At 42.5% G+C, this 24,207-nt stretch carries 26 protein-coding genes; 9 read left to right on the top strand and 17 right to left on the bottom strand.

Annotated features, from left to right (window positions below):
- Window positions 1-3 precede the first annotated feature (3 nt).
- Window positions 4-1,383 carry a Gfo/Idh/MocA family protein gene (locus CDH51_RS05730; RefSeq protein ID WP_100627704.1) on the bottom strand — a complete coding sequence of 460 codons (1,380 nt, stop codon included), beginning with the start codon at window positions 1,381-1,383 and terminating at the stop codon, window positions 4-6.
- Window positions 1,384-1,516: 133 nt separating this feature from the next.
- Here CDH51_RS05730 and CDH51_RS05735 point away from each other — a divergent pair, with 133 nt between their 5' ends.
- The 3 genes from CDH51_RS05735 (at window position 1,517) to CDH51_RS05745 (ending at window position 4,785) form a co-directional block, all read left to right on the top strand.
- Window positions 1,517-2,392: a geranylgeranylglycerol-phosphate geranylgeranyltransferase gene (locus tag CDH51_RS05735; RefSeq protein WP_024281643.1), complete on the top strand. Its 876-nt coding sequence runs from the start codon at window positions 1,517-1,519 to the stop codon at window positions 2,390-2,392.
- 76 nt (window positions 2,393-2,468) lie between these two features.
- Entirely contained in the window at window positions 2,469-3,551 is a 1,083-nt protein-coding gene (gene proB / locus CDH51_RS05740; protein ID WP_100627706.1) for a glutamate 5-kinase, read from the top strand.
- A complete protein-coding gene (locus tag CDH51_RS05745; protein ID WP_100627707.1) occupies window positions 3,544-4,785 on the top strand; it encodes a glutamate-5-semialdehyde dehydrogenase in 1,242 nt (413 codons plus the stop codon). Before proB ends, CDH51_RS05745 begins: the two co-directional genes overlap by 8 nt.
- Here the strand turns inward: CDH51_RS05745 and hisIE are convergent.
- The 15 genes from hisIE to CDH51_RS05820 all read right to left on the bottom strand — a co-directional run bounded on the left by hisIE (window position 4,782) and on the right by CDH51_RS05820 (window position 17,457).
- Window positions 4,782-5,405, bottom strand: a complete 624-nt coding sequence (gene hisIE, locus CDH51_RS05750) for a bifunctional phosphoribosyl-AMP cyclohydrolase/phosphoribosyl-ATP diphosphatase HisIE (protein ID WP_262494512.1) — start codon at window positions 5,403-5,405, stop codon at window positions 4,782-4,784. The genes CDH51_RS05745 and hisIE overlap by 4 nt on opposite strands.
- A 165-nt stretch (window positions 5,406-5,570) precedes the next feature.
- Window positions 5,571-6,326, bottom strand: coding sequence for an imidazole glycerol phosphate synthase subunit HisF (gene hisF / locus CDH51_RS05755; RefSeq protein ID WP_100627708.1), 756 nt, complete (start codon window positions 6,324-6,326; stop codon window positions 5,571-5,573).
- A gap of 90 nt (window positions 6,327-6,416) precedes the next feature.
- Window positions 6,417-7,136 (bottom strand): 1-(5-phosphoribosyl)-5-[(5-phosphoribosylamino)methylideneamino]imidazole-4-carboxamide isomerase, encoded by a 720-nt coding sequence (hisA, locus tag CDH51_RS05760; RefSeq protein ID WP_100627709.1) that lies wholly within the window; start codon window positions 7,134-7,136, stop codon window positions 6,417-6,419.
- Between the two features lie 90 nt (window positions 7,137-7,226).
- A complete protein-coding gene (gene hisH, locus CDH51_RS05765) occupies window positions 7,227-7,823 on the bottom strand; it encodes an imidazole glycerol phosphate synthase subunit HisH (protein WP_100627710.1) in 597 nt (198 codons plus the stop codon).
- 136 nt (window positions 7,824-7,959) lie between these two features.
- On the bottom strand, window positions 7,960-8,742 hold the full coding sequence (locus CDH51_RS05770) for a phenylalanine 4-monooxygenase (protein ID WP_100627711.1): 783 nt from the start codon (window positions 8,740-8,742) through the stop codon (window positions 7,960-7,962).
- A 452-nt stretch (window positions 8,743-9,194) separates the two neighbouring features.
- Window positions 9,195-9,449 carry a Txe/YoeB family addiction module toxin gene (locus CDH51_RS05775; protein ID WP_100627712.1) on the bottom strand — a complete coding sequence of 85 codons (255 nt, stop codon included), beginning with the start codon at window positions 9,447-9,449 and terminating at the stop codon, window positions 9,195-9,197.
- A complete protein-coding gene (locus CDH51_RS05780; RefSeq protein ID WP_100627713.1) occupies window positions 9,446-9,697 on the bottom strand; it encodes a type II toxin-antitoxin system Phd/YefM family antitoxin in 252 nt (83 codons plus the stop codon). The genes CDH51_RS05775 and CDH51_RS05780 overlap by 4 nt, the downstream gene beginning before the upstream one ends.
- Window positions 9,698-9,777: 80 nt before the next feature.
- On the bottom strand, window positions 9,778-10,797 hold the full coding sequence (gene aroF / locus CDH51_RS05785; RefSeq protein ID WP_100627714.1) for a 3-deoxy-7-phosphoheptulonate synthase: 1,020 nt from the start codon (window positions 10,795-10,797) through the stop codon (window positions 9,778-9,780).
- Window positions 10,798-10,912: 115 nt separating this feature from the next.
- Window positions 10,913-11,689: a tryptophan synthase subunit alpha gene (gene trpA / locus CDH51_RS05790; protein ID WP_100627715.1), complete on the bottom strand. Its 777-nt coding sequence runs from the start codon at window positions 11,687-11,689 to the stop codon at window positions 10,913-10,915.
- A gap of 88 nt (window positions 11,690-11,777) precedes the next feature.
- Window positions 11,778-12,956, bottom strand: coding sequence for a tryptophan synthase subunit beta (gene trpB / locus CDH51_RS05795; RefSeq protein WP_100627716.1), 1,179 nt, complete (start codon window positions 12,954-12,956; stop codon window positions 11,778-11,780).
- A gap of 12 nt (window positions 12,957-12,968) precedes the next feature.
- Complete coding sequence (locus CDH51_RS05800) at window positions 12,969-13,607, bottom strand: phosphoribosylanthranilate isomerase (protein WP_100627717.1); 639 nt, start codon at window positions 13,605-13,607, stop codon at window positions 12,969-12,971.
- Window positions 13,607-14,422, bottom strand: coding sequence for an indole-3-glycerol phosphate synthase TrpC (gene trpC, locus CDH51_RS05805; protein WP_100627718.1), 816 nt, complete (start codon window positions 14,420-14,422; stop codon window positions 13,607-13,609). The genes CDH51_RS05800 and trpC overlap by 1 nt, the downstream gene beginning before the upstream one ends.
- A 9-nt stretch (window positions 14,423-14,431) precedes the next feature.
- Window positions 14,432-15,442 carry an anthranilate phosphoribosyltransferase gene (gene trpD / locus CDH51_RS05810; RefSeq protein ID WP_100627719.1) on the bottom strand — a complete coding sequence of 337 codons (1,011 nt, stop codon included), beginning with the start codon at window positions 15,440-15,442 and terminating at the stop codon, window positions 14,432-14,434.
- 24 nt (window positions 15,443-15,466) lie between these two features.
- Entirely contained in the window at window positions 15,467-16,033 is a 567-nt protein-coding gene (locus CDH51_RS05815) for an anthranilate synthase component II (protein ID WP_100627833.1), read from the bottom strand.
- Between the two features lie 11 nt (window positions 16,034-16,044).
- Window positions 16,045-17,457 (bottom strand): anthranilate synthase component I family protein, encoded by a 1,413-nt coding sequence (locus CDH51_RS05820; RefSeq protein ID WP_100627720.1) that lies wholly within the window; start codon window positions 17,455-17,457, stop codon window positions 16,045-16,047.
- Window positions 17,458-17,831: 374 nt separating this feature from the next.
- On the opposite strand from CDH51_RS05820, the gene CDH51_RS05825 reads away from it, so the two are divergent.
- Together CDH51_RS05825 and CDH51_RS05830 are read left to right on the top strand one after the other, a co-directional pair.
- Window positions 17,832-18,326 (top strand): hypothetical protein, encoded by a 495-nt coding sequence (locus CDH51_RS05825; RefSeq protein WP_157807047.1) that lies wholly within the window; start codon window positions 17,832-17,834, stop codon window positions 18,324-18,326.
- 23 nt (window positions 18,327-18,349) lie between these two features.
- Complete coding sequence (locus tag CDH51_RS05830; protein ID WP_100627722.1) at window positions 18,350-18,577, top strand: hypothetical protein; 228 nt, start codon at window positions 18,350-18,352, stop codon at window positions 18,575-18,577.
- Window positions 18,578-18,605: 28 nt separating this feature from the next.
- Here CDH51_RS05830 and CDH51_RS05835 read toward each other — a convergent pair whose 3' ends face one another.
- Window positions 18,606-20,102, bottom strand: coding sequence for a M28 family metallopeptidase (locus CDH51_RS05835; protein ID WP_232724755.1), 1,497 nt, complete (start codon window positions 20,100-20,102; stop codon window positions 18,606-18,608).
- Between the two features lie 339 nt (window positions 20,103-20,441).
- Here CDH51_RS05835 and CDH51_RS05840 point away from each other — a divergent pair, with 339 nt between their 5' ends.
- Genes CDH51_RS05840 through CDH51_RS05855 form a run of 4 tightly spaced genes read left to right on the top strand, consistent with a single transcriptional unit; the run spans window position 20,442 to window position 24,201 of the window.
- On the top strand, window positions 20,442-21,518 hold the full coding sequence (locus CDH51_RS05840; protein ID WP_157807048.1) for a DUF6544 family protein: 1,077 nt from the start codon (window positions 20,442-20,444) through the stop codon (window positions 21,516-21,518).
- Window positions 21,519-21,524: 6 nt separating this feature from the next.
- Window positions 21,525-22,625 carry a Gfo/Idh/MocA family protein gene (locus CDH51_RS05845; RefSeq protein ID WP_232724756.1) on the top strand — a complete coding sequence of 367 codons (1,101 nt, stop codon included), beginning with the start codon at window positions 21,525-21,527 and terminating at the stop codon, window positions 22,623-22,625.
- A 37-nt stretch (window positions 22,626-22,662) separates the two neighbouring features.
- Window positions 22,663-23,034, top strand: a complete 372-nt coding sequence (locus CDH51_RS05850) for a VOC family protein (RefSeq protein ID WP_100627725.1) — start codon at window positions 22,663-22,665, stop codon at window positions 23,032-23,034.
- A 3-nt stretch (window positions 23,035-23,037) separates the two neighbouring features.
- The gene (locus CDH51_RS05855; protein WP_100627726.1) at window positions 23,038-24,201 is read left to right on the top strand and encodes a retroviral-like aspartic protease family protein; all 1,164 of its coding nucleotides are present in this window, start codon (window positions 23,038-23,040) and stop codon (window positions 24,199-24,201) included.
- The last annotated feature ends 6 nt before the right edge of the window (window positions 24,202-24,207 follow it).

Raw genomic sequence — 24,207 nt, forward strand, 5'->3', positions numbered from 1 at the left:
AGGCTAGACACCTCTCCCACTTTCTTTTAGCTCAATGTCAGTCAAGTCAGCTATTTTGACTGGCTTCTTGGACTCGATACTATTTCGAGCTGCGATACCTACCAAAATTGACATGGCTCCATCTCGACTCCCGGCTGATTGACGCCAAGGATCAGCCATTTTAGGATCTTTGAAAAGCTTATCCTTTAGACGGGTATCGCCTCCACCATGACCTCCACCACCGTGGGGTATGACTATCTCCTTTCGCTCCCCAAAGTTGGTTGTCAGGTAAAGCACATCTTCTGCTTTTTCCTCCCAAGGCTGTCTTTCTTTGATCCAGGCTTCGAGCCGACCTTTCGTCCCATTAAATGCAATGCGATAGCCTTCATAAGGCGAATAGGTAGTCAGGGAGTAACTAACCTGAACCTTATTTTTATACTTGATTTGCACGGCCATTTTATCGTAGATATCCACGTCCTCACGGAATACACAGCCATCTCGATCATAACCGTCGTATTGCGCATTATCCACGTAAAGCTTTTTCAAATGCCCATTTCTTGTGATATCCCAGAAAAAGTCACAATTATCTTTGTGCGGGCAGGTACGACAATTTTTTCCTCGGAATGGTCCATTTTTTCCATAAAACTCCAACTCTCCGAAAGCAAAAACTTCCTCGGGATCTGAATCTATCCACCAATTCAACAAATCGAAATGGTGTGTGGATTTATGCACCAATAGCGTCCCCCCAAATTCTTTTCTGCGATGCCATCTTCTGAAATAATCGGCTCCATGGTACACATCTAAGTACCAATGAAAGTCAACTGATGTCAATTCTCCAATATCTCCTGCTCGCAGGATCTCATACATTCGCTGCCGATGTGGAGAATAGCGATAGTTAAAGGTCACTATCAGTTTCTTGCCTGATTTGCGCTCTGCATCCAAAATCGCCTGGCACTTAAACTCATCAGTGGTCATGGGTTTTTCGGAAATGACATGAATCCCATTTTCCAATCCTTTGATAATGTACTCATGATGGGTGCTGTCCATGGTGGTGACAATCAACACATCCGGCTTGGTCTCTTTAATCATCTGATCACCATCTATAAATACCGGGCAATCTACCCCGATAAATTCCCTCCCATACCGCAAGCGCCCTTCATTGATATCACACAAGCCTACAAATTCCACTAGGTCACCATAGGCCCGGACCACATCTCTTCCAAACATCGTAGTTCCCCGAATCCCTGTTCCTACCAGCGCCAATCGCATCTTTTGATTCTTTTTTTCCTTTTCAAAAAGTGAAAGCGCTTCAGCTACAGGATGAACAAACATGCTTCCGGCAAGTAGTCCTCCTGTTAAAGCAATAAAGTCTCTTCTGGATTGGGCGTTTTTTGGGTCCATCATATTTTGGGTTTGAATTCAAAAGATTAATTTAATTAATCTCGGATTGTTTACAGAATCTTTAATCGGAATCGATTTCATTAAGCAAAAAAATATTTCCTTAAACCTCGGATGCCCTAATTTAGTATGTTTGAATATGAATCAAAACGCCACTATTGAGCGAAACATCTCTATCAGCAGTTTGCTACGGATCAGCAGACCTATCAATTTACTGCTGGTGGCATTCACACAGCTGATGACGGCCTATTTTCTGGTCGAGACTAGCCAGACAGGACTTCCTGTATTGGAGGACTTCAAGCTGTATATTTTGATTCTGTCCACCTTGATCATCACTGCTGCAGGCTACATGATTAATGATTATTACGATGTCAAAATTGACTATGTCAATCGTCCCAATGAGGTCATCGTCGGAAAAGGCATCAAGAGACGAGTAGTCATATTTCTGCATACCATTTTTAATTTTACTGGTATTGGGCTTGGTGTTTTGGTTGCGCCGAGAATTGGTCTAGTCAACTTTATAGCAGCCTTTCTTCTTTGGCTATACAGTAACCAACTCAAAAGAAAGCCTTTCATCGGCAATCTCACCGTGGCTTTCCTCACAGGACTCTCTGTTTATTTAGTAGCCTTTTATTATCAAAAAAATGAGCTCTTGGTCTTTACTTATGCCATTTTCGCCTTTTTTCTCAACCTCATCCGCGAAATTATCAAAGACATCGAAGACCGGGATGGGGACAGAAAGCATGGCTGCCAAACGCTTCCTATCGTACTGGGGTTCCGAAAGACCAAGCAAGTCATTTTCATTATTGCCATCTGCTTTGTATCTGCGATAAGCATTGTAACTATAGAACTCAACAAGCCAGAACTATTCTACTATTTCGGGATTTTAGGCTTCTTTTTCATCTGGTTTATGCGGAAAGTTTACGTTTCGGATCGCAAAGCACACTTTACTGAGTTGAGCACTTTTGCAAAAATCCTAATGCTTGTCGGCACCCTAAGTATGGGGTTTTTGTAAAGTGGAAAAACGAGTAATCGGCTAAATTTTAGCAATTCCACAACATTCGGGATATTTTTATAAAAATTCTTCATCAATGAAGCATCCCAGCACCCTAGTCATTAAAATAGGCTCAAATGTACTGACTCAAGCAGATGGCCTGCCCGATCTTGGCAGAATGGACCATTTGGTCGGTCAGATCATGCAGCTATTAAAAGCCGGGAACAAACTTGTGCTGGTAAGCTCTGGTGCGGTGGCTTTTGGTAGACAGGCGGTAACTATTCCAGAAAAACTTAACCCAATCAGCAAGCGCCAAATTTGGGCAGCTACCGGTCAGGTTCATCTGATCGAGGCTTATCAGCGGCTTTTCCAAAAACAGGGACAATCAGTAGCTCAAATCTTGGTGACCAAGGAGGATTTTCGGGATCGAAAGCATTTTCTGAACATGAAGAACTGCATGGAGGGGCTGATGCAGCAAAACATTCTACCGATCGTCAATGAAAACGATACTGTTACGATCACGGAGTTGATGTTTACAGACAATGATGAACTCGCCAGTTTGACCGCAGCCATGGTCAATGCTGACAGTCTGATTTTACTTTCTAATGTGGATGGGATTTTCACCGGAAACCCTGCAGACCCAGATTCAAAACTCATCGAATGGGTTTCTTCTGATACCAAGGATCTTTCTGAATACATCTCCGCTGCCAAATCCTCCTTTGGAAGAGGAGGCATGCTGACCAAGTTTTCTACCGCAAAAAAATCTGCCGACTTGGGAATCAATGTCATCATTGCGAATGGCAAACGAGATGGGGTATTGGAGGAATATCTGACAGGAAAACTTGCCTGCACCCATTTTGAACCGAAAAAGAAAAAACAGGCCCCGAAAAAATGGCTAGCCCATGGTGCTCAATACTACAAAGGAAAAGTTTTTATCAACGAGGGTGCCAAAGTTTCATTGACTTCAGCTGTCATTCGCAGCCTCCTACCCGTCGGAGTCACCCGGATAGAGGGTGAATTCTCCAAAGGTGACATTTTGCTGATTCGGGATGAAAAAGGAATAAAGATAGGCTTAGGAAGGGCTGAGTATTCATCCAAATCAGCGGCTGAAAAGCTTGGTCAAAAGAATCAAAAAGCCCTTATCCACTACGATTATTTATACTTATTTGACCATGACTGATTACACTGATATTTTCCAATCTGTCAAAAAAAAGTCCCGAAAACTCATTGCTATTTCGGAAGAGCAGATACAAAAAGTGCTTACCGATTTAGCAGAAGTGGCGGTCATGAAGGCCGATTTTATTTTGGCAGAAAACAAGAAAGATCTAGAGCGGATGGATCAGGACAACCCCATGTATGATCGCTTGCTGCTAACACCTGCTAGACTTGAGGGAATCGCGGAGGAGATCAGACAGGTCAGCCTACTCCCTTCACCATTGCATTTGAAATTGGAAGAAAAGCTACTTCCCAACGGATTGTACTTGGAAAAAGTTACGGTGCCTTTGGGTGTTTTAGGGATCATCTATGAGGCTAGACCAAACGTTACATTTGATGTATTTTCCATTGCTTTGAAATCCGGAAATGGCTTGATTTTGAAAGGAGGTTCGGATGCGGATTATTCCAATCGGGCAATCATCTCTGTCATTCATGAAGTTTTAGAGAAGAATGGAATTCCTACTGAAGCCTTCCAACTGCTACCCGCAGATCGGAAAGCTACGAAAGCCCTTTTGGAGGCGGTGGATTATGTGGATGTCATCATTCCTAGAGGCTCTCAAGGCCTGATCAATTTTGTGCGAGAGCATGCCAAAGTCCCGGTCATTGAGACAGGTGCAGGGATCGTCCATACCTATGTGGATGAAACGGCTGATTTGGATAAAGCCAAGGCGATCATCCATAATGCTAAAACCCGAAGACCCAGCGTTTGTAATTCGTTGGATTGTCTGATTATTCATCAAAGTCAATTGAAAAATCTGAATGAGTTGATTCAGCCTTTATTGGAAGGCGGGGTGAAAATCTATGCTGATGAACAAGCTTTTAGCAACTTGGAAGAACATGAACTGATTCAAAAAGCAATGCCAGAGCATTTTGGAACCGAGTTTTTGAGTTTGCAACTTGCTATCAAAACAGTGGACAGCCTGGAAGAGGCGATTGCTCATATTTCGACATTTTCTTCCAAGCATTCTGAGGCGATTGTTTCAGAAAGCCAGGAAAACATACGGCGATTCCTTTTGGAAGTGGATGCCGCTGCTGTCTATGCCAATGCTTCCACGGCATTTACCGATGGGGCGCAGTTTGGATTAGGGGCTGAGATCGGTATTTCTACCCAAAAGCTACATGCCAGAGGACCGATGGCTTTGAGAGAATTAACTAGCTATAAGTGGGTGATAAGGGGAAATGGGCAGGTGAGGAATTAAGACTTTTTAGAATGCCGATCAATCAGCACCTCCATCACCTCATCCAATTCATAGCCTTTGGCCTCCAAAAGGACGAGATAATGAAAAAGTAGATCTGCAGCCTCACCCAAAAACAACTCCTTATTGTCATCCTTGGCTTCGATGACGATTTCTACCGCTTCCTCTCCTACTTTCTGAGCGACCTTGTTGATACCTTTGGCAAACAGCGAAGCAGTGTAAGACTTGTCCGATGGATTGTTTTTTCTATCCTTGATGATGGCTCTCAGTTGGTCGATAAAGCCGGTCTTGGACGAGTTTTCTTCATCCCAGCAAGTATCAGAGCCAGTATGACAGACAGGTCCACGAGGATTTGCTTTCACTAAAATTGAATCCCCGTCACAATCTCCCGCAATTGAAACCAACTCCATAAAATTCCCTGAAGTTTCCCCTTTGGTCCATAGCCTATTTTTACTTCGGGAGAAAAAAGTCACCATGCCGGATTTCTTTGTTTTCTCCAAAGCTTCCTCATTCATATATCCCTGCATCAAGACTTTGCCTGAAACAGCGTCTTGTACAATGGCGGGAATAAGGCCGTTCATTTTTGAAAAGTCGATATTCATGTTTTCTTTTTTTTGAAACACAGTGGAAATACTGCAGAAATATACCCTGAAAAGTCAGGGTGAAATAAAAACGGAAAGAGTTTACCCAATATTTCTGCCCGTTTTAACGGGCCACATTTCAACGTATTTCGATTGTATTTCTTTAATAACTTATTAAAACCTCCGAGGTCTAAAAAACCTCAAAGGTTACTTTCTAATCGATATTCCCTCCCCAATCAAATAACTTTTCAATTCAGGAATAGGAATTTCTTTAAAGTGGAAAATACTCGCTGCCAAAGCAGCATCTGCTTTTCCAAAGGTAAACACATCTTTGAAATGAGGCATGGTACCCGCTCCTCCGGATGCAATCACAGGAATAGAAAGAGCCGATGAAATCTCAGCGGTAATTTCATTCGCAAAACCTCCCTTCGTACCATCATGATCCATGGAAGTAAGCAGAATTTCACCCGCCCCCCTGTCAGCTACTTCTTTTGCCCATTTTTGAGTTTGTAAAAGGGTTGGCTTCCTTCCCCCATGCGTATGCACATAGTCTGTACCATCCACATCCCGGGTATCGATGGCGACCACGATGCATTGCGAACCGAACTCCCGAGCCATTTCATCAATCACGCCTGGATTTTTGACCGCTGCTGAATTGATGGAGATTTTATCCGCACCAGCATTTAGCAAAACCTTCACATCTTCTACCGTAGAAATTCCTCCTCCGACTGTAAAGGGAATATTGATCGCCATGGCAACCTTAGTCACCAATTCAGCCAAGGTTTTTCGCTTATCTACCGTAGCAGTGATATCCAAAAAGACCAGTTCGTCTGCTCCTTCATCTGAGTAGACTTTGGCTAGTTCTACCGGGTCACCTGCATCCCGCAATTGTACAAAATTGACACCTTTGACGGTGCGACCGTCTTTGATATCGAGACAGGGGATGATTCTTTTTGTCAACATTTTCGGATAGGAAAATTTTAAAATTGAAAGTACTTGTCCGCTGCGGCGGATTGGAAAATTAAGTTGAAAGGTTGCAACGTTGGCCTATTGCTATCGATTAAATTCTGCTAATTCTTCCAAACTCACCTTCCCTTCATAATAGGCTTTTCCGACAATGGCTCCATAGATCCCAATTTTCTCCAATTCTTCCAAATCCTTGACTGAGGAAACTCCTCCACTGGCAATCAGTTTTAGATCAGGAATCTCTTCCATGATTTCTTGATATAGTTCCACCGATGGACCTTGTAACAAACCGTCTTTAGCCACATCCGTGCAGATCACATAGCGAACTCCCAATTGGAAGTAGGACTTAATGAAAGCAATCACCTCTTGCTCCGTAGTCTCTTCCCAACCATGAATCGCAATCTTACGGTCTTTGGCATCAGCTCCCAAGATGAGTTTTTCCGGACCGTAGGTAATCAACCAAGATTTGAACATGTCAGGCTTTTTTACCGCTACGGAGCCTCCCGTCACCTGAGATGCACCCAAATAAAAGGCTTTTTCGATCTCTTCTTCACTTTGAACCCCTCCTCCAAAATCTACTTTCAAACTGGTTTTCTGAGTGATATCCAAAAGCACCTGATCATTGACAATTCGTTTGGCTTTGGCGCCATCGAGATCTACCAAATGAAGGCGCTGAATCCCTGCATCCTGAAAACGCTTAGCCATTTCCACAGGATCGTCGTGATATTCTTTTTTGCTGCTGTAATCGCCTTGACTGAGACGAACACACTTACCATCTATAAGGTCTATGGCGGGAATGATAAACATAAGCGAATTGAAGGATTGGAAAATTAAGTAGAAAGGTTAAAAGTGGTAAAGTTGTTAAGTTGATTTTGATTTCGGTCGTATTTCGTGTTTCTAAATCGAAAGGAAATTACTCAGCAACTTCTCCCCCACAGTACTGCTTTTCTCAGGATGGGCTTGAATCGCCCAATAATTATCCCGATGAAGAATAGCTGTAAAATCATGAATATAATGCGTGCTAGCAATCGTAGCTTCACTCAATTCCGCATAGTAGCTATGCACATAATAGAGAAATTTTGGGTCAGGCAGATCCTTTAGAAGGACATTATCAGCTAGATTTTCCAACTCATTCCAGCCAATGTGGGGAACCTTGAATTCCTGAGAGTTTTCAGGGATAAAGCGTTTAACTTTCACCGGAAAAATGCCCAAGCAATCCGTATCATTTTCCTCGGAGTGCTCGCAAAGCAATTGCAAACCCAAACAAACTCCTAAAAAGGGTTGCTTGATTTCCCGAATCAACTGATCTAGTTTTCTGGCTTTGAGATAAGTCATCGCGGTACTCGCTTCTCCCTGACCAGGAAAAATGACCTTATCGGCATTTAAGATTTTCTCCGGATCATCAGTTAGCTCAGCTTCAGCTCCCAATCGCTCCAGCGCATACAAGACCGACTGCACATTGCCGGAGTTGTATTTGATTACGGCTATTTTCATTTTATTCTAATCTGAAATACTGTAGAAATAAGCCCCGGCTCCCCGGGGCGAAATAATTAGAAATATTTCTACCTTATTTCATCCTGACTTGTCAGGATGTATTTTAATCGTATTTCCAAGCGCTACTATTTAGCTTTTATTTTACCTTATTTTCAGCTAACATTTCCTCCAAAACCGCTTCTATTTCTGGAATGGAGTTGTAAAGTTGCTCATAACTTTCGATCACGAAGTATTTATCCTGGAATTTATTCTTCCAATACTCCTGATTCATGATTCTTTTCACATCGTAGGGATAATGAGCAGGTTCATCAGAGAGAGAGAATTTAGTTTCACCTTTAGAGCTCAAAATCCCTGCTCCATAAATGCGCAACTCTCCATTCTCACGGATCAAACCAAACTCAATCGTAAACCAATAAATTCGGCTGAGCAACTGAATCGCCCATGGATCATCGATATGCTTCAGTGCGATGCCTGAAAGCTTCTCCAAAAAGTCCACATAAGGCTGATTGGTAAGCATAGGCATGTGTGCAAAGGCATCATGGAACATATCCGGCTCCTCGAGGTAGTCCAATTGCTCCATTTTTCGCAACCATGTGGAAGAAGGGAATCTTCGATTATTTAGCAAGCCGAAGAATAAATCATCATCGATCAAGCCCGGTACAACCTGAACTGCCCATCCTGTAGTTTCCTTCAAAATCTTATTGAGTTCCTCAAAATTAGCAATGCGTTCAGCAGTGAATTTTACAATCTCCACCCCATCCAAATAGGCCTGAGAGGCTGCTTTGGGTAGATTGGGCATTTGTCTCTCATAGAGAATCTTCCATACCTTAAAATCTTCCGCCGTGTATGCCTCATAGTCCTGTTTGAGATCCTGCAATCGGGGGTCGCTAAAGACCCAGTTTTTCGGTTTATCAGTCATATTTCTATTTGGGTTTATACTTATCTAACTTCTAATTATCTCTTGGGTTTCGATTCTTTTTCTTAAAACCCTTGCCCTTATCCTACTTCATTTGAAGCAGGATCTTAACAAGCCACACCTCTGCTGCTTTCGGAAAAGCCTCGTAGCCTTTTGAAGTGACTCTTAAACGAAAAAAGCCCATCCCGCAATTGGAATAGGCTTTGATATCGTTCACAAGAAACCATACTCATCCCATTCCTTCATTGAAGCGGATAGTGGGAATGATGAATAAAGGTTCTTGGGGTTGGATTCATGATCTAATTTGCTACTAAGATACTCAATAGAAGGTTTACAAAGCAAGTGCTTTTACAACAACTCAAATCCCTTTCTCATCGCGAAACTTTCCCGAATCCACTTGGCTAATCTGGCGCTTTGCGCAAAGTCCAAGGTCTGCTGTCTGTCAGTTGTGTAAATCAATAATGATACCTGCAGGCAATAATTAATAATTCCGAGTTTTGAAATGAGTAAACCAACCGGTGTTCACCATCAATCCTCCTAGACCAGAATCCCTGTAAATCGTGTTTGAGCGGTTCAGGATTGCCAATTCCATGAAAGGGATCTCTAAGAGCCGCTTTAATTAGTTCATTAATACGCTTGAGTTTTTTCTTGTCGATACTTTGCCAATAAAGGTAATCGTTCCAAGCCGTCACCGTCCAGACAATTCTCATTCTTCAATCAAAGGTCTTTCAATGATTTTTCCTGCATTAGCTTCTTCAAGGGATTTCATAAGAACATCCCTGTTTTTACCAGAGAGCAAATAGCTGGTTTCTTTGAGCGCATTGTATTCATCCAAGGAGATCAAGACCAAGTCTCGGTTGTCTTTCCTTTTTATAATCACTTCCTCCAGATCATCTACAACCAAATCAAACCATTTCTTCAAGTTCACCCTCAAGTCCGTGTAGTTTACCACTTTCATAGCCAAATATTTTTATAAATGTACTTAAATCCGTACGTAAATAAAATAATTCAAGTTTCCTTAAAGATAGAATGACGCCCTTAAAGCAAATCAAACCCTTTCCGCATCGCAAAACTTTCCCGAATCCAAGCAGCTAATCGTGTGCTTTGCGCAAAGTCCAAGGTCTGCTGTCCGTCAGAGTAGGCTTTTTCGGGAATTTCATGGGATTCATAGATAACTCCATCAGCTCCAGCCATCACACCGGCTAAGGCCATCTGTGGCACATAAGAGCGAATACCAATTCCATGAGAAGGATCCACAATCACCGGAAGATGGGACTTGGCTTTCAAAATCGGGATCGCATTCAGATCCAAGGTGTTTCTTGATGCCTTTTCGTAGGTTCTAATTCCTCGCTCACAGAGAATCAGTTTTTCATTTCCTCCAGAGAAAACATACTCAGCAGACTGAAGCAATTCTTCTATCGTACCAGAAATACCACGCTTGATCATCACGGCTTTATCCACTTTACCGAGTTCGTCGAGCAGATTGAAATTTTGGGAGTTTCTAGCCCCTACCTGATAAATGTCTACATAAGGATACATCTCTTCGATTTGGGAGGTTTGCATCACTTCGGTGACTATTTTGATGCCAGCCTCTGAGGCTATTGAGTGCCAAAGCTTGAGCCCATCAATGCCCATACCTCGGAAAGCATAAGGGGAAGTTCGCGGCTTGAATACACCACCACGCATCATTCGGATTCCGTTTTCGACGCAATGAGCGACCACCTTTCGAATCTGCTCTTCCGACTCGATAGAGCAGGGCCCGGTAATAATAGCCATTTCTCCATCCTTAATAAATACCCCGTCGCCCAAGTCGATGGAAGTTGGTTTGGCCTTCCATTTTTTGGAAACCAGTTTGTATTCATCGGAGACAATATGTATATCCCGGATGCCATCGAGTTGGCCAATTTTACGGATATCAAAATCTTTCTTGCCAATACCGATCAGGTAGTCCCCCAATTGAGTCTTGACTTCTGTGGTTTTATATCCGATTCCGTTGACCTTATCGATCAAGGTTTCCTTTTGCTTAGAAGAAATATCGGGTTGTAGTTGAATAATCATTTTTATGTACGATTTACGAAATACGAATTACGAGTCTTCCCAACTCTTCTTGGTTAATTGTATGAATTGGGTTGATTTAAAGGATTTTCCAATCCGCCGCGGCGGAAGTGTGCTTTCAATTTTTCAATACAGATTGTAAGTAATTCTTAATATCCTCACTCAAGTTTTTTGAGTCTTTGACAGTTTTGATAAAAGCCGAACCGATAATGGCTCCGTGGCTGTAGCTGGAAGCGGTGGTGAAGGTTTCCGCATCGGAAATCCCAAAGCCGATCAGACGAGGATTTTTAAGATTCATATCCTGCACCCGCTTGAAATAAGTGATTTGCTCCTTGCTGATTCCACTTTTTGCTCCGGTGATGGAATGGGAAGAAACCATGTAAATAAAGCCATCTGTATTTTCATCAATTTCCCGAATCCGCTTCTCGGAAGTTTGTGGGGAAATCAAGAAGGTGTTCACTAATCCATATTCTTCGAAAAGCGATTTGAACTCATCCAAATACTGCTGCATCGGCAAATCAGGAACGATCAAACCGTCAATTCCGACCTCCTTGCACTTTTTGCAAAAGTCCTCCATGCCAAACTGAATGATTGGATTCAAGTAACCCATCAAGACTACAGGAATATGAATTTTGGCACGAAAGCCCTTCAGTTGTTCAAAAAGCTTCTTCATGCTCATACCATTTTCCAAGGCAATCTTATTGCTATCCTGAATGGTCGGACCATCTGCGATCGGGTCAGAATAAGGCACGCCAATCTCGATAATATCCGCACCACCTGCCTGAATGGCCTCCATTACAGGAATCGTATCATCCAAATGGGGGAAACCAGCCGTAAAGTAGATCGAGAGCACCCGCTCCTGCTTGTTGTTGAATAAATAATGTATTCGGTTCATGAAATTTTTGTTTGATGTCCGTTGTCCGATGTCCGATGAGAGTATTTTAGCATACATCGATCATCTGACATCCAGCATCGGACTTTTATCAGTATCCTCCCCATTTAATATAAGTCTCCAGATCCTTGTCCCCTCGGCCGGAAAGGTTGATCACAATGACGTCGTCTTTGCGGTACTCGATCATGTTCAATGCATGAATAGCATGGGCTGTCTCGATGGCTGGAATGATTCCTTCCGTACGGCTGAGTAGAATCCCCGCTTTCATGGCATCTTCATCTTCCACCGCAACAAATTCACCCCGGCCAATGTCAAATAAATGCGCATGAACGGGTCCGATCCCAGGATAATCCAAACCTGCAGAAATGGAGTGAGGTTCGACTACTTGACCATCTTCTGTTTGCATCAGAATGGTTTTCGAACCATGCAAAATACCGGGCGTTCCCAAAACGGTAGTTGCTGCAGATTTGCCACTACTGATTCCCAATCCCGCGGCCTCAGCAGCAATCAGGCGAACATCAGGCGTATTGTAATAGTGATAAAAGGCTCCTGCCGCATTCGAACCTCCACCCACACAAGCGATGACCAAATCCGGGTTTTCGCGTCCTTCTTTCTCCTTCAGTTGCCATTTCATCTCCTCTGAGATCACCGATTGGAACCGGGCTACCATCTCGGGATAAGGATGCGGACCTACTACCGAACCGATGATATAATGCGTATCCACGGGATTGTTGATCCACTGACGCATGGCTTCATTGGTTGCATCTTTCAGCGTTTTGGAGCCAGAAGTAGCGGGCACAACTTTAGCACCCAAGATTTTCATCCGCTCCACATTGGGACGCTGACGCTCAATGTCCAGTTCGCCCATGTACACGGTACAGTCCATCCCCATCAGTGCACAAACCGTCGCTGTAGCTACTCCGTGCTGTCCAGCTCCCGTTTCGGCGATGATTCGCTTTTTTCCGAGTTTCTTGGCCAAAATGATCTGACCGATGGTATTGTTGACCTTATGTGCTCCTGTATGGCAAAGATCTTCTCGCTTTAGGTAAATTTTTGCTCCAAAGGTCTCTGACAATCGGCTGGCAAAATATAATGGGGTCGGCCTTCCCACAAAGTCCCTCAGCAAAAGCTGAAACTCTTGTTGGAATTCCTCTGAGGCCACAATGGACTCGTAATTATCTCTCAACTCCTCGATATTGGGATGGAGCATCTCAGGGATGTAGGCACCTCCAAACTTTCCATAAAAACCCTTTTCATCCACTCTTATCATATCTTCTCCCGTTTAAATGGCCTCTTGTGACAGAAGCTTTTGTTTAAATTTTTTCAATTTTTCAATATTCTTTAAACCCGGCGCATCCTCAAATTTGGAATTCAAATCTACCCCGCTCAATTGTGGAATTTGGCGGTTCAAATTTAGAATTTCACCGGCACTTTCCTCATCCAGTCCCCCACTCAAAAGAAAGCTTTTGTCGAAGGGATAAGTTTCCAAAACAGACCAATCAAATTTCTTTCCCGAACCACCGTGCGCGGCAGTCGCGGTATCAAAAAGGAATTTATCTACAAATGGCAAGTAGCCTTCCAAACTTTCCCAATCAACCTCCTCTTTTACGGATATCACCTTCCAAATCTCAGCTTCCGTATTTTGGCAAAGTCGCTCGGCAAATTCAGCAGATTCACTTCCATGCAATTGAATGGCTGAGAGTCCAAAAAGATTGACTTTTCGAAGAATTTCGATCTCCGTTTCATTGACGAAAACCCCGACTTTTTTTACCTCAACTTTATTGAAATCTATAGCTTTATCCTCAGTCACATAGCGTGGGGATTTGGGATAAAAAATCAATCCCATCCAATCAGGCTTGACCTCAGAGATCAATCCTTGGATATTGCCTAACTCACGCATGCCGCAGACTTTGATTTCCATCAGACTTCTGATAATTCGCTCGCAGCTAATTTTTTAAACTCCTTGATGAAATTGTAAGCAGCTTGCTCCGGCCTACTCGATTTCATAAAATTCTCTCCGATCAGAAAACCGTCAAATCCAGCCTTCTTCAACTCAATGAGGGTTTTAGGATCTGAAATCCCACTCTCAGAGATTTTTACAAAAGAAGAAGGAATCGCTGAAACTAGCTCCAAAGAGGTATCGATGGAAACATCGAAAGTCTTCAGATTTCGGTTATTCACTCCTACCAGGTCCACTCCGTCATTTAGGCTTTTTTCCAATTCTTCTCCATCATGAACTTCCAACAAAACCTCTAATCCGAGACTTTTTGCAAAGTATGCAAGTGACTTAAGCTTCTCTGGCTCCAAAGCCGCAGCTATCAAAAGAATGCAGTCTGCACCAATTGATTTGGCCTCAATGATTTGGTATTCATCCACCACGAAATCCTTCCGAAGAATCGGGCAAAAGTTGAATTTGCGAGCGACTTTCAAATCTTCACTACTTCCACCAAAATACTCCTGATCAGTCAAAATGGACAAGGCAGAAGCTCCAGCCTGCATGTAGCCAATGCTGACTTGCTCTACCGAAGCAGCCCCATTAATCAGACCTTTCGAAGGTGATTTTCGCTTGAATTCGGCGATGATTCCGGATTTTTCAGGATCAGTCACATACTTTTTCATCGAAACCACCTTGCCATCGAAGAAGATGCTTTTTTCAAGCAGTTTGACTGGAATCAAGCTTTTGCGCTCGGCTACCTCACGGTATTTGTCAGCAATTATTTTTTCTAAAATATTCATAATCAATGTTTAAGCGAATGAAACAGAGGTTTTGGGATTGACTAGTCCGTTAAAGACATCAAAGGCTTTTCCGCTTAGCAATACCTCTCGAGCCTGCTCCACCGCATCCGGGAAGGAGAGATCAGGGTTGGCGGTAACCAAAGCCGCAGCCGAGTTGGCCAAAACAACTTCATTTTGAGCCTTCGTTCCTTTTCCTCTTAAAATATTTTCGAAGATTTTAGCGGATTCTTCCACAGTTTCACCTCCTTTGATTTCTTCGGCATTCAGTTTAGAGAGTCCGATTTGCTCTGGCTTAAATAATTTTTCCCCAGAATTGGATATCATTTTAAAATCTCCCGTAAGCGAAATCTCGTCATAGCCATCCAAGGCATGTAAAATGGAGAATTGCGCATCACTTTCCTGATAGAGATAGGCATACAATCGGGCCAACTCCAAGCTAAAAACTCCCACCAATTGCTTCTTGGGAAAGCTTGGATTGACCATTGGGCCAAGCATATTGAAGAAGGTTTTTACACCAAGCTCTTTTCGGATCGGAGCCACATTTTTCATCGCAGGGTGGAAAAGTGGTGCATGCAGAAAGCAAATACCAGCCTCGTCCAATGAGCGCCTGATTTCACTGATGTCATTGGTAAATTCATAGCCAAAATAAGCCAGCAAATTTGAGGATCCACAAATCGAGGAAACTCCTGTATTACCGTGTTTGGCGACATTTTGCCCAGCTCCTGCGACGATGAAAGAAGAAAGGGTGGAAATATTGAATGTATCTTTTCCATCACCTCCCGTACCACAAAGGTCCATGGCATCGTATTCAGCAATCTCTACCGGCACACAAAGCTCTAGCATAGCCTCACGGAAGCCTCGAAGCTCTTCGACCGTGATCGAACGCATCAAATACACCGTCATAAAGGCTGCGACTTGAGAGGAATTATAGGCTCCTGTTGCCAAGTTTTTTAATACCTCACGAGCTTGACTTTGACTCAAAGTTTTATGCTCGATCAGTTGATTTAAAATTTCTTTCATTTTATGGGTGATTTTGGGCAGAAATCAGGATTCCAACCAGTTTTGAATGATTTTGACTCCATTTTCGGTCAGGATACTTTCGGGATGAAACTGAACTCCTCTGACGGCAAACTGTTTGTGGCGAACGGCCATGATTTGTCGGTCCGGAGTTCTAGCTATCACCTCTAGGTCTGGCGAAAGGGTGGATTCGTCAATGACCCAAGAGTGATACCTTCCAATAGGAAAAGTATCTGTGATTCCTTCGAAAAGCAAATCTTTTTCCACTTTCACCTGAGAAGCTACTCCGTGTAGGACTTCAGACAAATTGATCAAACTGCCGCCAAAAGCTTCCCCAATCGCCTGATGTCCCAGGCAAACTCCTAGAATAGACTTTTCAGAAGAATACCTTTTCAATAATTCGGGCATGATCCCAGCCTCTTCTGGAATACCAGGACCGGGGGAAAGCAGGATTTTATCGTATTGAGCTACCTCTTCCAAGGAAATCTTATCATTCCGAAAGACATCCATCCGATCTGCATAGCCTAGCTGCCTGATGATATACACAAGGTTGTAGGTGAAGGAATCGTAATTGTCGAGCACCAAAATTTTCATGGTCAATAACATTAAATGTTTTCAGCAGCACGAAGTGCTACTCTTAGTGCCTCCAGTTTATTTGCCACCTCCTGCAATTCGGATGGAATGGAGGACTTGGCCACTACACCGGCTCCGGCTTGAAAGCGAAGCTGATTGTTTTCTGAGACAAAGGATCGGATCAAAATGGCATGGTTGAAATCTCCATTGAATCCCAAATAGCCAATCGCGCCTCCATAAAACTGTCGACTGATGTTTTCAAGGCCGTCGATGAGTTCCATAGCCCGGTATTTTGGAGCTCCGGAAAGTGTCCCGGCAGGAAAAGTATCTGCCACGAGTTGCAGGGGATTGGCTCCTTCCGGCAGTTCTCCTGTTACTTTTGACACTAAATGAATGACGTGCGAATAATATTGGATTTCTTTGAAGACATCCACATTGACCACATCGGAGGAACGCGAAAGATCATTTCTTGCCAGGTCTACCAACATCACGTGCTCTGAATTTTCCTTCGGGTCATCATACAATTTGCGGGCAAGAGCTGCATCCTCCTGATCATTTCCCGTACGGCGGAAAGTCCCGGCAATCGGATATATCGTTGCTTTTCGATTTTTGACCACAATCTGTGCCTCTGGCGAGCTTCCAAAAACCTTGAAAGAACCATAATCAAAATAGAACAAATACGGCGAAGGATTGACAGAGCGAAGAGCCCGATACACATTGAATTCATCCCCCTTGAACTCAGTGGTAAACCTTCTGGAAAGTACGATCTGGAAGACATCACCTCGAAAACAATGCTCCCTTCCTTGATTCAGGATTTTTAGAAATTCCTCATCCGTGTAGTTGGAAACTTCCTCCCCAACTTTCTTGAAGGAATAGGCAGGAATATTTTTATTATTGAGCAATTGCTCAATTTCAGCCATGTACTCCGGATTTTCAGCTCCGGCTACTCGGTGTTCGAAAAGATGAAGTTCATTTTTGTAATGATCGACCACGATGATATTTTGATACATGGAGTAATGCATCATCGGAATCTCGTTGGGCTGAGTTTTACTCAGTTTGATATCTTCAAACCACCCTACCGTATCATACTGGATATAGCCAAAAAGTCCGTTTGTGCTAAACTTGAACTTGTCTGGTGTTGGGTCAAATTTATTTCCAAAAGCCCTCAAATGATCCATTAATGGCTTTTCTGAGCTGACTTCGTAGTTTAATTCTTCTCCGTTTGGCAATTTCTCAGATACCTTCCCATCGTTGAAGGAAAAGGTAGCCAATGGATTGAAGCAAATGTAGGAGTAGCTATTTTCCTGGCCATGATAATCGGAGCTTTCCAGCAAAATCGGATTCGCAAAACGATCCCGAATCTGAAGGTAAATACTCACCGGGGTAATCGTATCAGCCAATCGCTTTTTGTAGGTGGTCAGAATAGGAAATTTCACGTGGTTCATGAGTGGTTATTTTTTGACATAAAAAAAAGCTTACCGGGGGAAACCAGTAAGCCTTTCATATATTTCTTGCATTCAAATTTAGGCAAGGGCTTTCTGTGCTTTCCCCGGGAAAGTTTCAGTATGCCACCACCAATATTTGTTTGTGCTTTGTTTCATAAGATATCGGCAAATTTAGGAAGGGAAAGCAAAAGACAAAGCATCTAGACAAAATTTTGATTCTTTTTTTCAAAAAACAAAGATCGCTCTACGAATTTGGTAGAGGCAACTTAAAACTTTCTGAATTTCAATTGCGTAAACTCATTGATTTCAAATCCCTCCTTATGAACATCAAAACCATTTTCACGACATTTTCGCTACTATTTTCTTTTTACTTGGTGAAAGCTCAAAATCCCCCTTCTTGGGAAATGCCTATGGCTGAAGTTAAATATCAGGATCCTAATGGGGAGTCTGCATTATTGAAAATTGATCAGGGTTTTCGATATGCTGAATTGGAATCAAAAGAGAGAAAATTTCGGCTTTTTTTTCATCGAAATCGGCCTTTAATCAAGAATATTAGAATTATAGATCAAAATTCTGATCTAGAAATTGCAAGGGGACGAGGGGGATTTTTTCTTGGGAATGCTAGAATTGAATTTATTGATGTGTCAGTGATTAAATTAGACCGTAAAAATTTTCCAAACGGCTATGAAATCACCGGACCTTTCGGACCGCTTTTTCTTGTAAAAAACCATGCTTTTACACCAATAAAAACATATGAAGAAAACGATTTTTTAGCTCAGGCTATGTTTTTGTTTCAAAGAATCCGAGATACTCAAAATCCTCCTCAGGAGGTCATTTACCATTATAATTCTATCACGTATAGTCACTAAATGCTATTATTGCAGAAAAAACTATGGGCAAGGCAATAGCACAGTATTTCAAGCGGATTTTTGATGACTATCAGGTTTTGGTAATGGTCAATCCCTCAGATTACACCGGTACGGAATTGATATTACATCCTGACGGAAAAGTAGAAAAAACAGAAATGACCTTCGATGAAGAAATTTTTGAGGATTTGGCCGAAGATGAATTTAAGCCTTGCAGCCCTTTGGAATTTCAGTTGCTTTTGGCGAAAATCTAGACTTCTAATAAGGTAAATTACCCAAAAATCACTTCTTCATATACCCATCCCGAATTGCCTTAAACTCAGAACCAGCCTTCCAATTAGGCCAATTGTTACTATTGGAAATATTCTGTCCGATATTAAAGAGCAATTGGACATCATCTACCGCCCCATCAAGATTCCAGCGCTCAGGATCGTACTCATCTGATGGTTTGTGATAATATTCGGCCGTATAATTAGCCTGTAGCGTTTTCCCATACTCCTTTCCTTTCTCCACATGATCAATTCCTGTGTGAAAATACAAGGCCGGCACGCCAACTTTGGCAAAATTGAAGTGGTCCGAACGGAAATAATATCCAGCAACAGGATTGGGCTCCGGAGCTGAATACCGACCCAGTTTTTCCAACTCCACATTCAATAAATCCTCCAACTCGGATTGTCCAACACCGATGACAGAAACGTCACGCATTTTTCCGTAAGGGTTTATTCCATCCATATTGATATTGGCAACGGTCTTTTCTAGGGCATAAATCGGGTTTTGAGCGTAATGAGCTGAACCCAAAAGTCCCTGTTCTTCTGCCGTGACAGCCAAGAAAACCACAGATCGCTCTGGCTGCTCACTTTCCTTAAACGCTTTGGCAATTGCCAAAAGAGCGGCCGTACCTGAGGCATTATCCAAAGCTCCATTGTAGATGCTATCTCCTTTTTCATCCGGCTTTCCGATTCCCAAATGATCCCAATGCGCGGTATAAACCACATATTCCTCGGGTCTTATCGAGCCTGTAATCTTGGCCACCACATTTTTGGATGTATTGTAGGTAGCCTCCACTTCCATACTTGCACTAGCTTTCAAATTCATGGGAATCGGTTCGAAATCTGCTTTTCGTGCCTTGGCCAAGAGTTCACGCTCATTCAAACCAGCCATTTCAAAAAGCTCATTTGCCGTAGGCAAAGTCACCCATCCCTCGAAGGCCAACTTATAGTCCTCTTTCCCACGATCATCTAAATAAAGCTTGGACGAATTCCATGAATTTTGAATCACATTGAAGCCATAACCAGCCGGAATCGTATTGTGAACGATCAGACAACCCAAAGCTCCCTGACGAATAGCTTCTTCGTATTTATAGGTCCATCGACCGTAGTAGGTCATGGTATTTCCTTTGAAAAAATCCTGATCCTCTGTACCAAAGCCCGGATCATTGACCAGGACTACCACAATTTTATCCTTTACATCGATGTTTTTATAATCGTTCCACCCATACTCAGGAGCGACGATACCAAAGCCTGCGAAAATCATTTCCACATCCTCAAAGGCTACCTCAGACTCGGTCCGCTGAGTCCAAAGCACATAATCTTTCAGCCCTTCCAAGGTCAATTTTTGATCTTCGGATGAAATCTCCATTGTTGGGGAAGCCGTGGTTTGAATAGATACCAAGGGGACATCCTGAATGAAGGAATCTCCATTACCAGGTTCGAGGCCAATTTCTTGAAACTCCTGCAGAAGATAGTCTACTGTCTTTTTTTCTCCGTCAGAGAAAGGCATTCGCCCTTCGAAATAATCCGATGATAGGGTATCGATATGAGGCTATAGATCAGAAACTTGAAATTGATAGGTTTCTTGAGATTCACAGGCTGCAAATAACAGCCCCAAGAACAAGAGTTTAAAAGGGATATTTTTCATCAGTTTATTTTTGATTTTCAATGGTCTGATGGAATCTTTTACGATTAAAATAATCATTTACCTGCCTATTTATTGATTATTTTAATCGTGTCGATTTCATCAGATTCAGAAGGATAATTTTCGTGAAGTAAGCTACTCAAAATTTGATTATGGATAGAAAATTACAAAATTGGAGGAAGCTCAAGCACAAATCATAAAAAAATGAAAACGGCCTTACTTTTTTTTGCGTGCCTGCATGGCTTAATCCATTTGATGGGTTTTCTCAAGGCATTCAAATTGGCTGAAATCCAACAACTCACTCAGCCTATTTCAACAATTCAAGGAGTTTTTTGGCTAATTGGGACTTTGTTCTTCTTAGCCTTTGCAGTAGCTTCTTTCTTAGGGAAACCATTAGCTGGCTACCTGGGTCTCGCAGCTGTAGTCCTTTCGCAGGTTCTCATTTTCACAGTCTGGCAGGATGCAAAATTCGGCAGTATCGCCAATTTGATTCTCCTATTTGTAGCAATACAAATGATCTATCAGGCTAATTGGGAGAAAAAAATCGATTCGGAAAAAGCTGTATTTAAGGAATTGGGAAGTATTCCTGATCTGAGAAAAATAGAAGAACTACCTCCTGCTATCCAAAAATGGTTGAAGGCTTCAGGATACCGGATGGAAAGTCCCATGATCTCTGCTGAAATCCATCAAACTGCCCATATGAAAATGAAACCGGATCAAACGAATTGGAAAGAAGCCCAAGCTTTTCAAGTGAGCAGCTTAGATCCGCTTGGCTTCCACTGGCAAGTAGAGATGGATATGATTCCCGGCATTAAAATTTTTGGTAGAGATCAATTCAAAGATGGAAATGGCGAAATGCTTATTCGTATTGGAGCGGCCATCCCCATGGTGGACGAGAGCGGAGATAAAATAAATGAGGGAAGCCTACAGCGGTTTTTAGGTGAACTTGTTTGGATGCCTAGCTTGGCCCTTCATCCGGCTATCAGTTGGAAAGAAATTGATCAAAATACTGCAGAAGCTACTCTGAGGATAAATCAAACTAGTGGTAGCGGAACTTTTCATTTCAATGAAGCTGGTGATTTTGTTCGTTTCGAAGCTTTGCGATTTTATGAAAACAAAGAAGATTCGAAACGATTCCCCTGGATTTTGAAAGTGGAAGAATACAGGGATTTTGAGGGCGTTCGAATCCCCAGCAAAATGAATGCAACTTGGGAACTACCAGAAGGCGACTGGACCTGGCTCCGCTTGCAGATTGATTCCATTAAATATACTTACAACTAGAAACCCGTGAATAAAAAGCTAATCATCTGTCTTTTCCTTTTTGGAATGAATTATATAGCGTTGGCACAAACTGAAAAGCTTCGATTGGCGGTAGGAGGCCTAAGCCACGGACATGTAGGCTGGGTTCTATCTTCTATGGATCGGGGCGATTATGAAATTGTAGGTATCGCAGAAAGTAACCGAGAGCTTGCGGAAAAATATGCCAATCAGTTCGGTTTCTCAATGAGCTTGGTCTATGATGATTTAGCAGAAATGCTAGAGAAGACTAAGCCTGAAGCAATTGCCGCATTTGGAAACACCTTCGATCACTTGAAAATCGTCCAAGAGGCAGCTCCAAGAGGAATCCACGTCATGGTCGAAAAGCCACTAGCCGTCAGTTTGGCTCATGCCCGCGAAATGGAAGCCTTGGCAAAAAAACATGGAATTCACCTGCTGACAAATTACGAGACGAGTTGGTATCCTACTAACCATCGAGCCAAAGAGATTTTGGAGTCAGGAGAATTTGGTGAAGCAGTGAAAATCATTGTCAGAGATGGTCACCGAGGACCAAAAAAGATCGGCGTTGGCCCGGAATTTTTGGATTGGTTGACCGACCCCAAATTGAATGGAGGAGGCGCCTTGATGGATTTTGGTTGCTATGGAGCCAATCTGATGACTTGGCTCACAGCAGGGGAACGCCCCATTTCTGTTACTGCCATCACCCAGCAGCTTCAGCCTGAAAACAACCCCAAGGTGGAGGATGATGCTACCATCATCGTCAATTACCCTGATAAGCAATTGATTATCCAAGCTTCATGGAACTGGCCCATCGGTAGAAAGGACATGGAAATCTATGCTGAAAAGGGGGTGATTTACGCAGACAATCGCAATCAATTAAGGACTAGATTGGCAGAAGGCTACGATGGATTTCAAGAGCAGGTATATAATCTTCCCGAGCTCCCCCCTCCCTACCCCGACCCATTTCTGATGTTAAAAGCCGTTGTCAGGGGGGAACTAGAATTGCCAAACTTTGATCTTTATTCCCTAGAAAATAATCTCTTGGTGATGGAAATCTTGGAGGCTGCTAAGGAAAGTGCTGAGAAGGGAAAGACTGTTTATTTTGATTGAAAATTTGTAATTTCTTGAAATTTTAAAACTATAGATCATGAAACTAGGCGCTTTCTCCATAAGTCTTTCAGTCAAAAATCTTCAAGCGTCCAAAGAGTTCTATGAAAAACTTGGATTTGAAGTATTTGCCGGAGGCGACGAACAAAACTACCTTATCATGAAAAACGATCAGATTTTGATTGGCCTTTTTCATGAAATGTTCGAAAAAAACATCCTCACTTTCAACCCTGGTTGGAATCAGGAAGCTCAGGAAATAAGTGACTACGACGATATCCGGAAAATCCAAAAATCACTCAAGGAATCCGGAATTCCATTGGCTCAGGAAGCCGACCCATATGGTTCAGGTCCTGCAAGTATCCTACTTTTTGACCCTGATGGAAACTCAATCCTTATTGATCGACATGTTTAAAAAATGAAGAAGAGTTCACTCATTTTCCGGATCCTAACTATTATTCTCCTCTTTTCTGGGACAAAGCTCAGCGCTCAATCGAATGAGGATACTGTCTTTACCATTCCCTTCCACATGGATGCTCGCCTACTCATTTTCAAAGGCAAAATGAATGGTCAGGAAATAGATTTTGCCTTTGATACCGGTGCTGCTATGGGCTTAGCGGGAAAAAATGTTATCGACAAAGGAGGGATTTCTAGAAAAAGAAAATCCATGACTCTGACCGATGCGAATAAGAATAGAAAAAAAGTACGGACCGCTAACACCAATTTAGTAGAAATTGGAGGGTTCAAAGTTTCCAATGTCAGTAGCTTGATTTTCGATATGCCTTACCTAGTTTGCCATGACTATTACCTCCTTGGCTCCAATGTGATTGAAAAACTCAATTGGAAGATTGATTTTGATGAAAAGCTTATTCATGTTTCGCTAAAGCCATTTCCGGTTGAAAGTCACTTCGTAAAAGTTCCGGTCAAATACCTCAACAACCGTCCCTTTCTTGATTTTTCTTTTGAAGGATATGTTTACGAAAATATCCTGATTGATACTGGGTTCACCGGGGTTCTGGATCTCTCGGATAGAAAAACGACCATTCAGGACTTTTTGGCTTCCAAAAAATCACTCGGTCTAGACAATCCTAATATCAGCTTGAGTACTGGTGCAGTTAGTCAAACCATCGCACCGACCACTAGTATTCTTTTGAAATCTCTGAAAATTGCCGATGTTGACTTTCCATGGATACCTGCCAATTTTGAATACCCTACAACGGAAAAAATCGGGCTCGGCTTTTTCTCTCATTTCACCAAACAGACAATTATCAATAATTCTGAGTCTGCCTATTATTTAAATCTTAAAGAAAATCCCGGTCGCTTTAAAGATCCCAATCATCTCGATTTGAATTTTCAGGATGGAAAGGTGCTAATTTCTGGCAAATCGATAGGACTTAGTCCGGAGGACGAATTAATTGAGATCGGAGAAGAAATCTTGGAAGTCAATGGAATTCCAACGGCAAGCTTTGAAGATCAATGCCAGTTTGTTCAGTGGTACTATGGTCTAAAATTAGATCAGATGATAATCAAAAAAACAAATGGACAAGAGCTGATATTTAGCAGAATTCCTCTGAGAAATTAGACTTGA

This window comes from Algoriphagus formosus, assembly GCF_002807035.1.
GTDB classification, from domain to species: domain Bacteria; phylum Bacteroidota; class Bacteroidia; order Cytophagales; family Cyclobacteriaceae; genus Algoriphagus; species Algoriphagus formosus.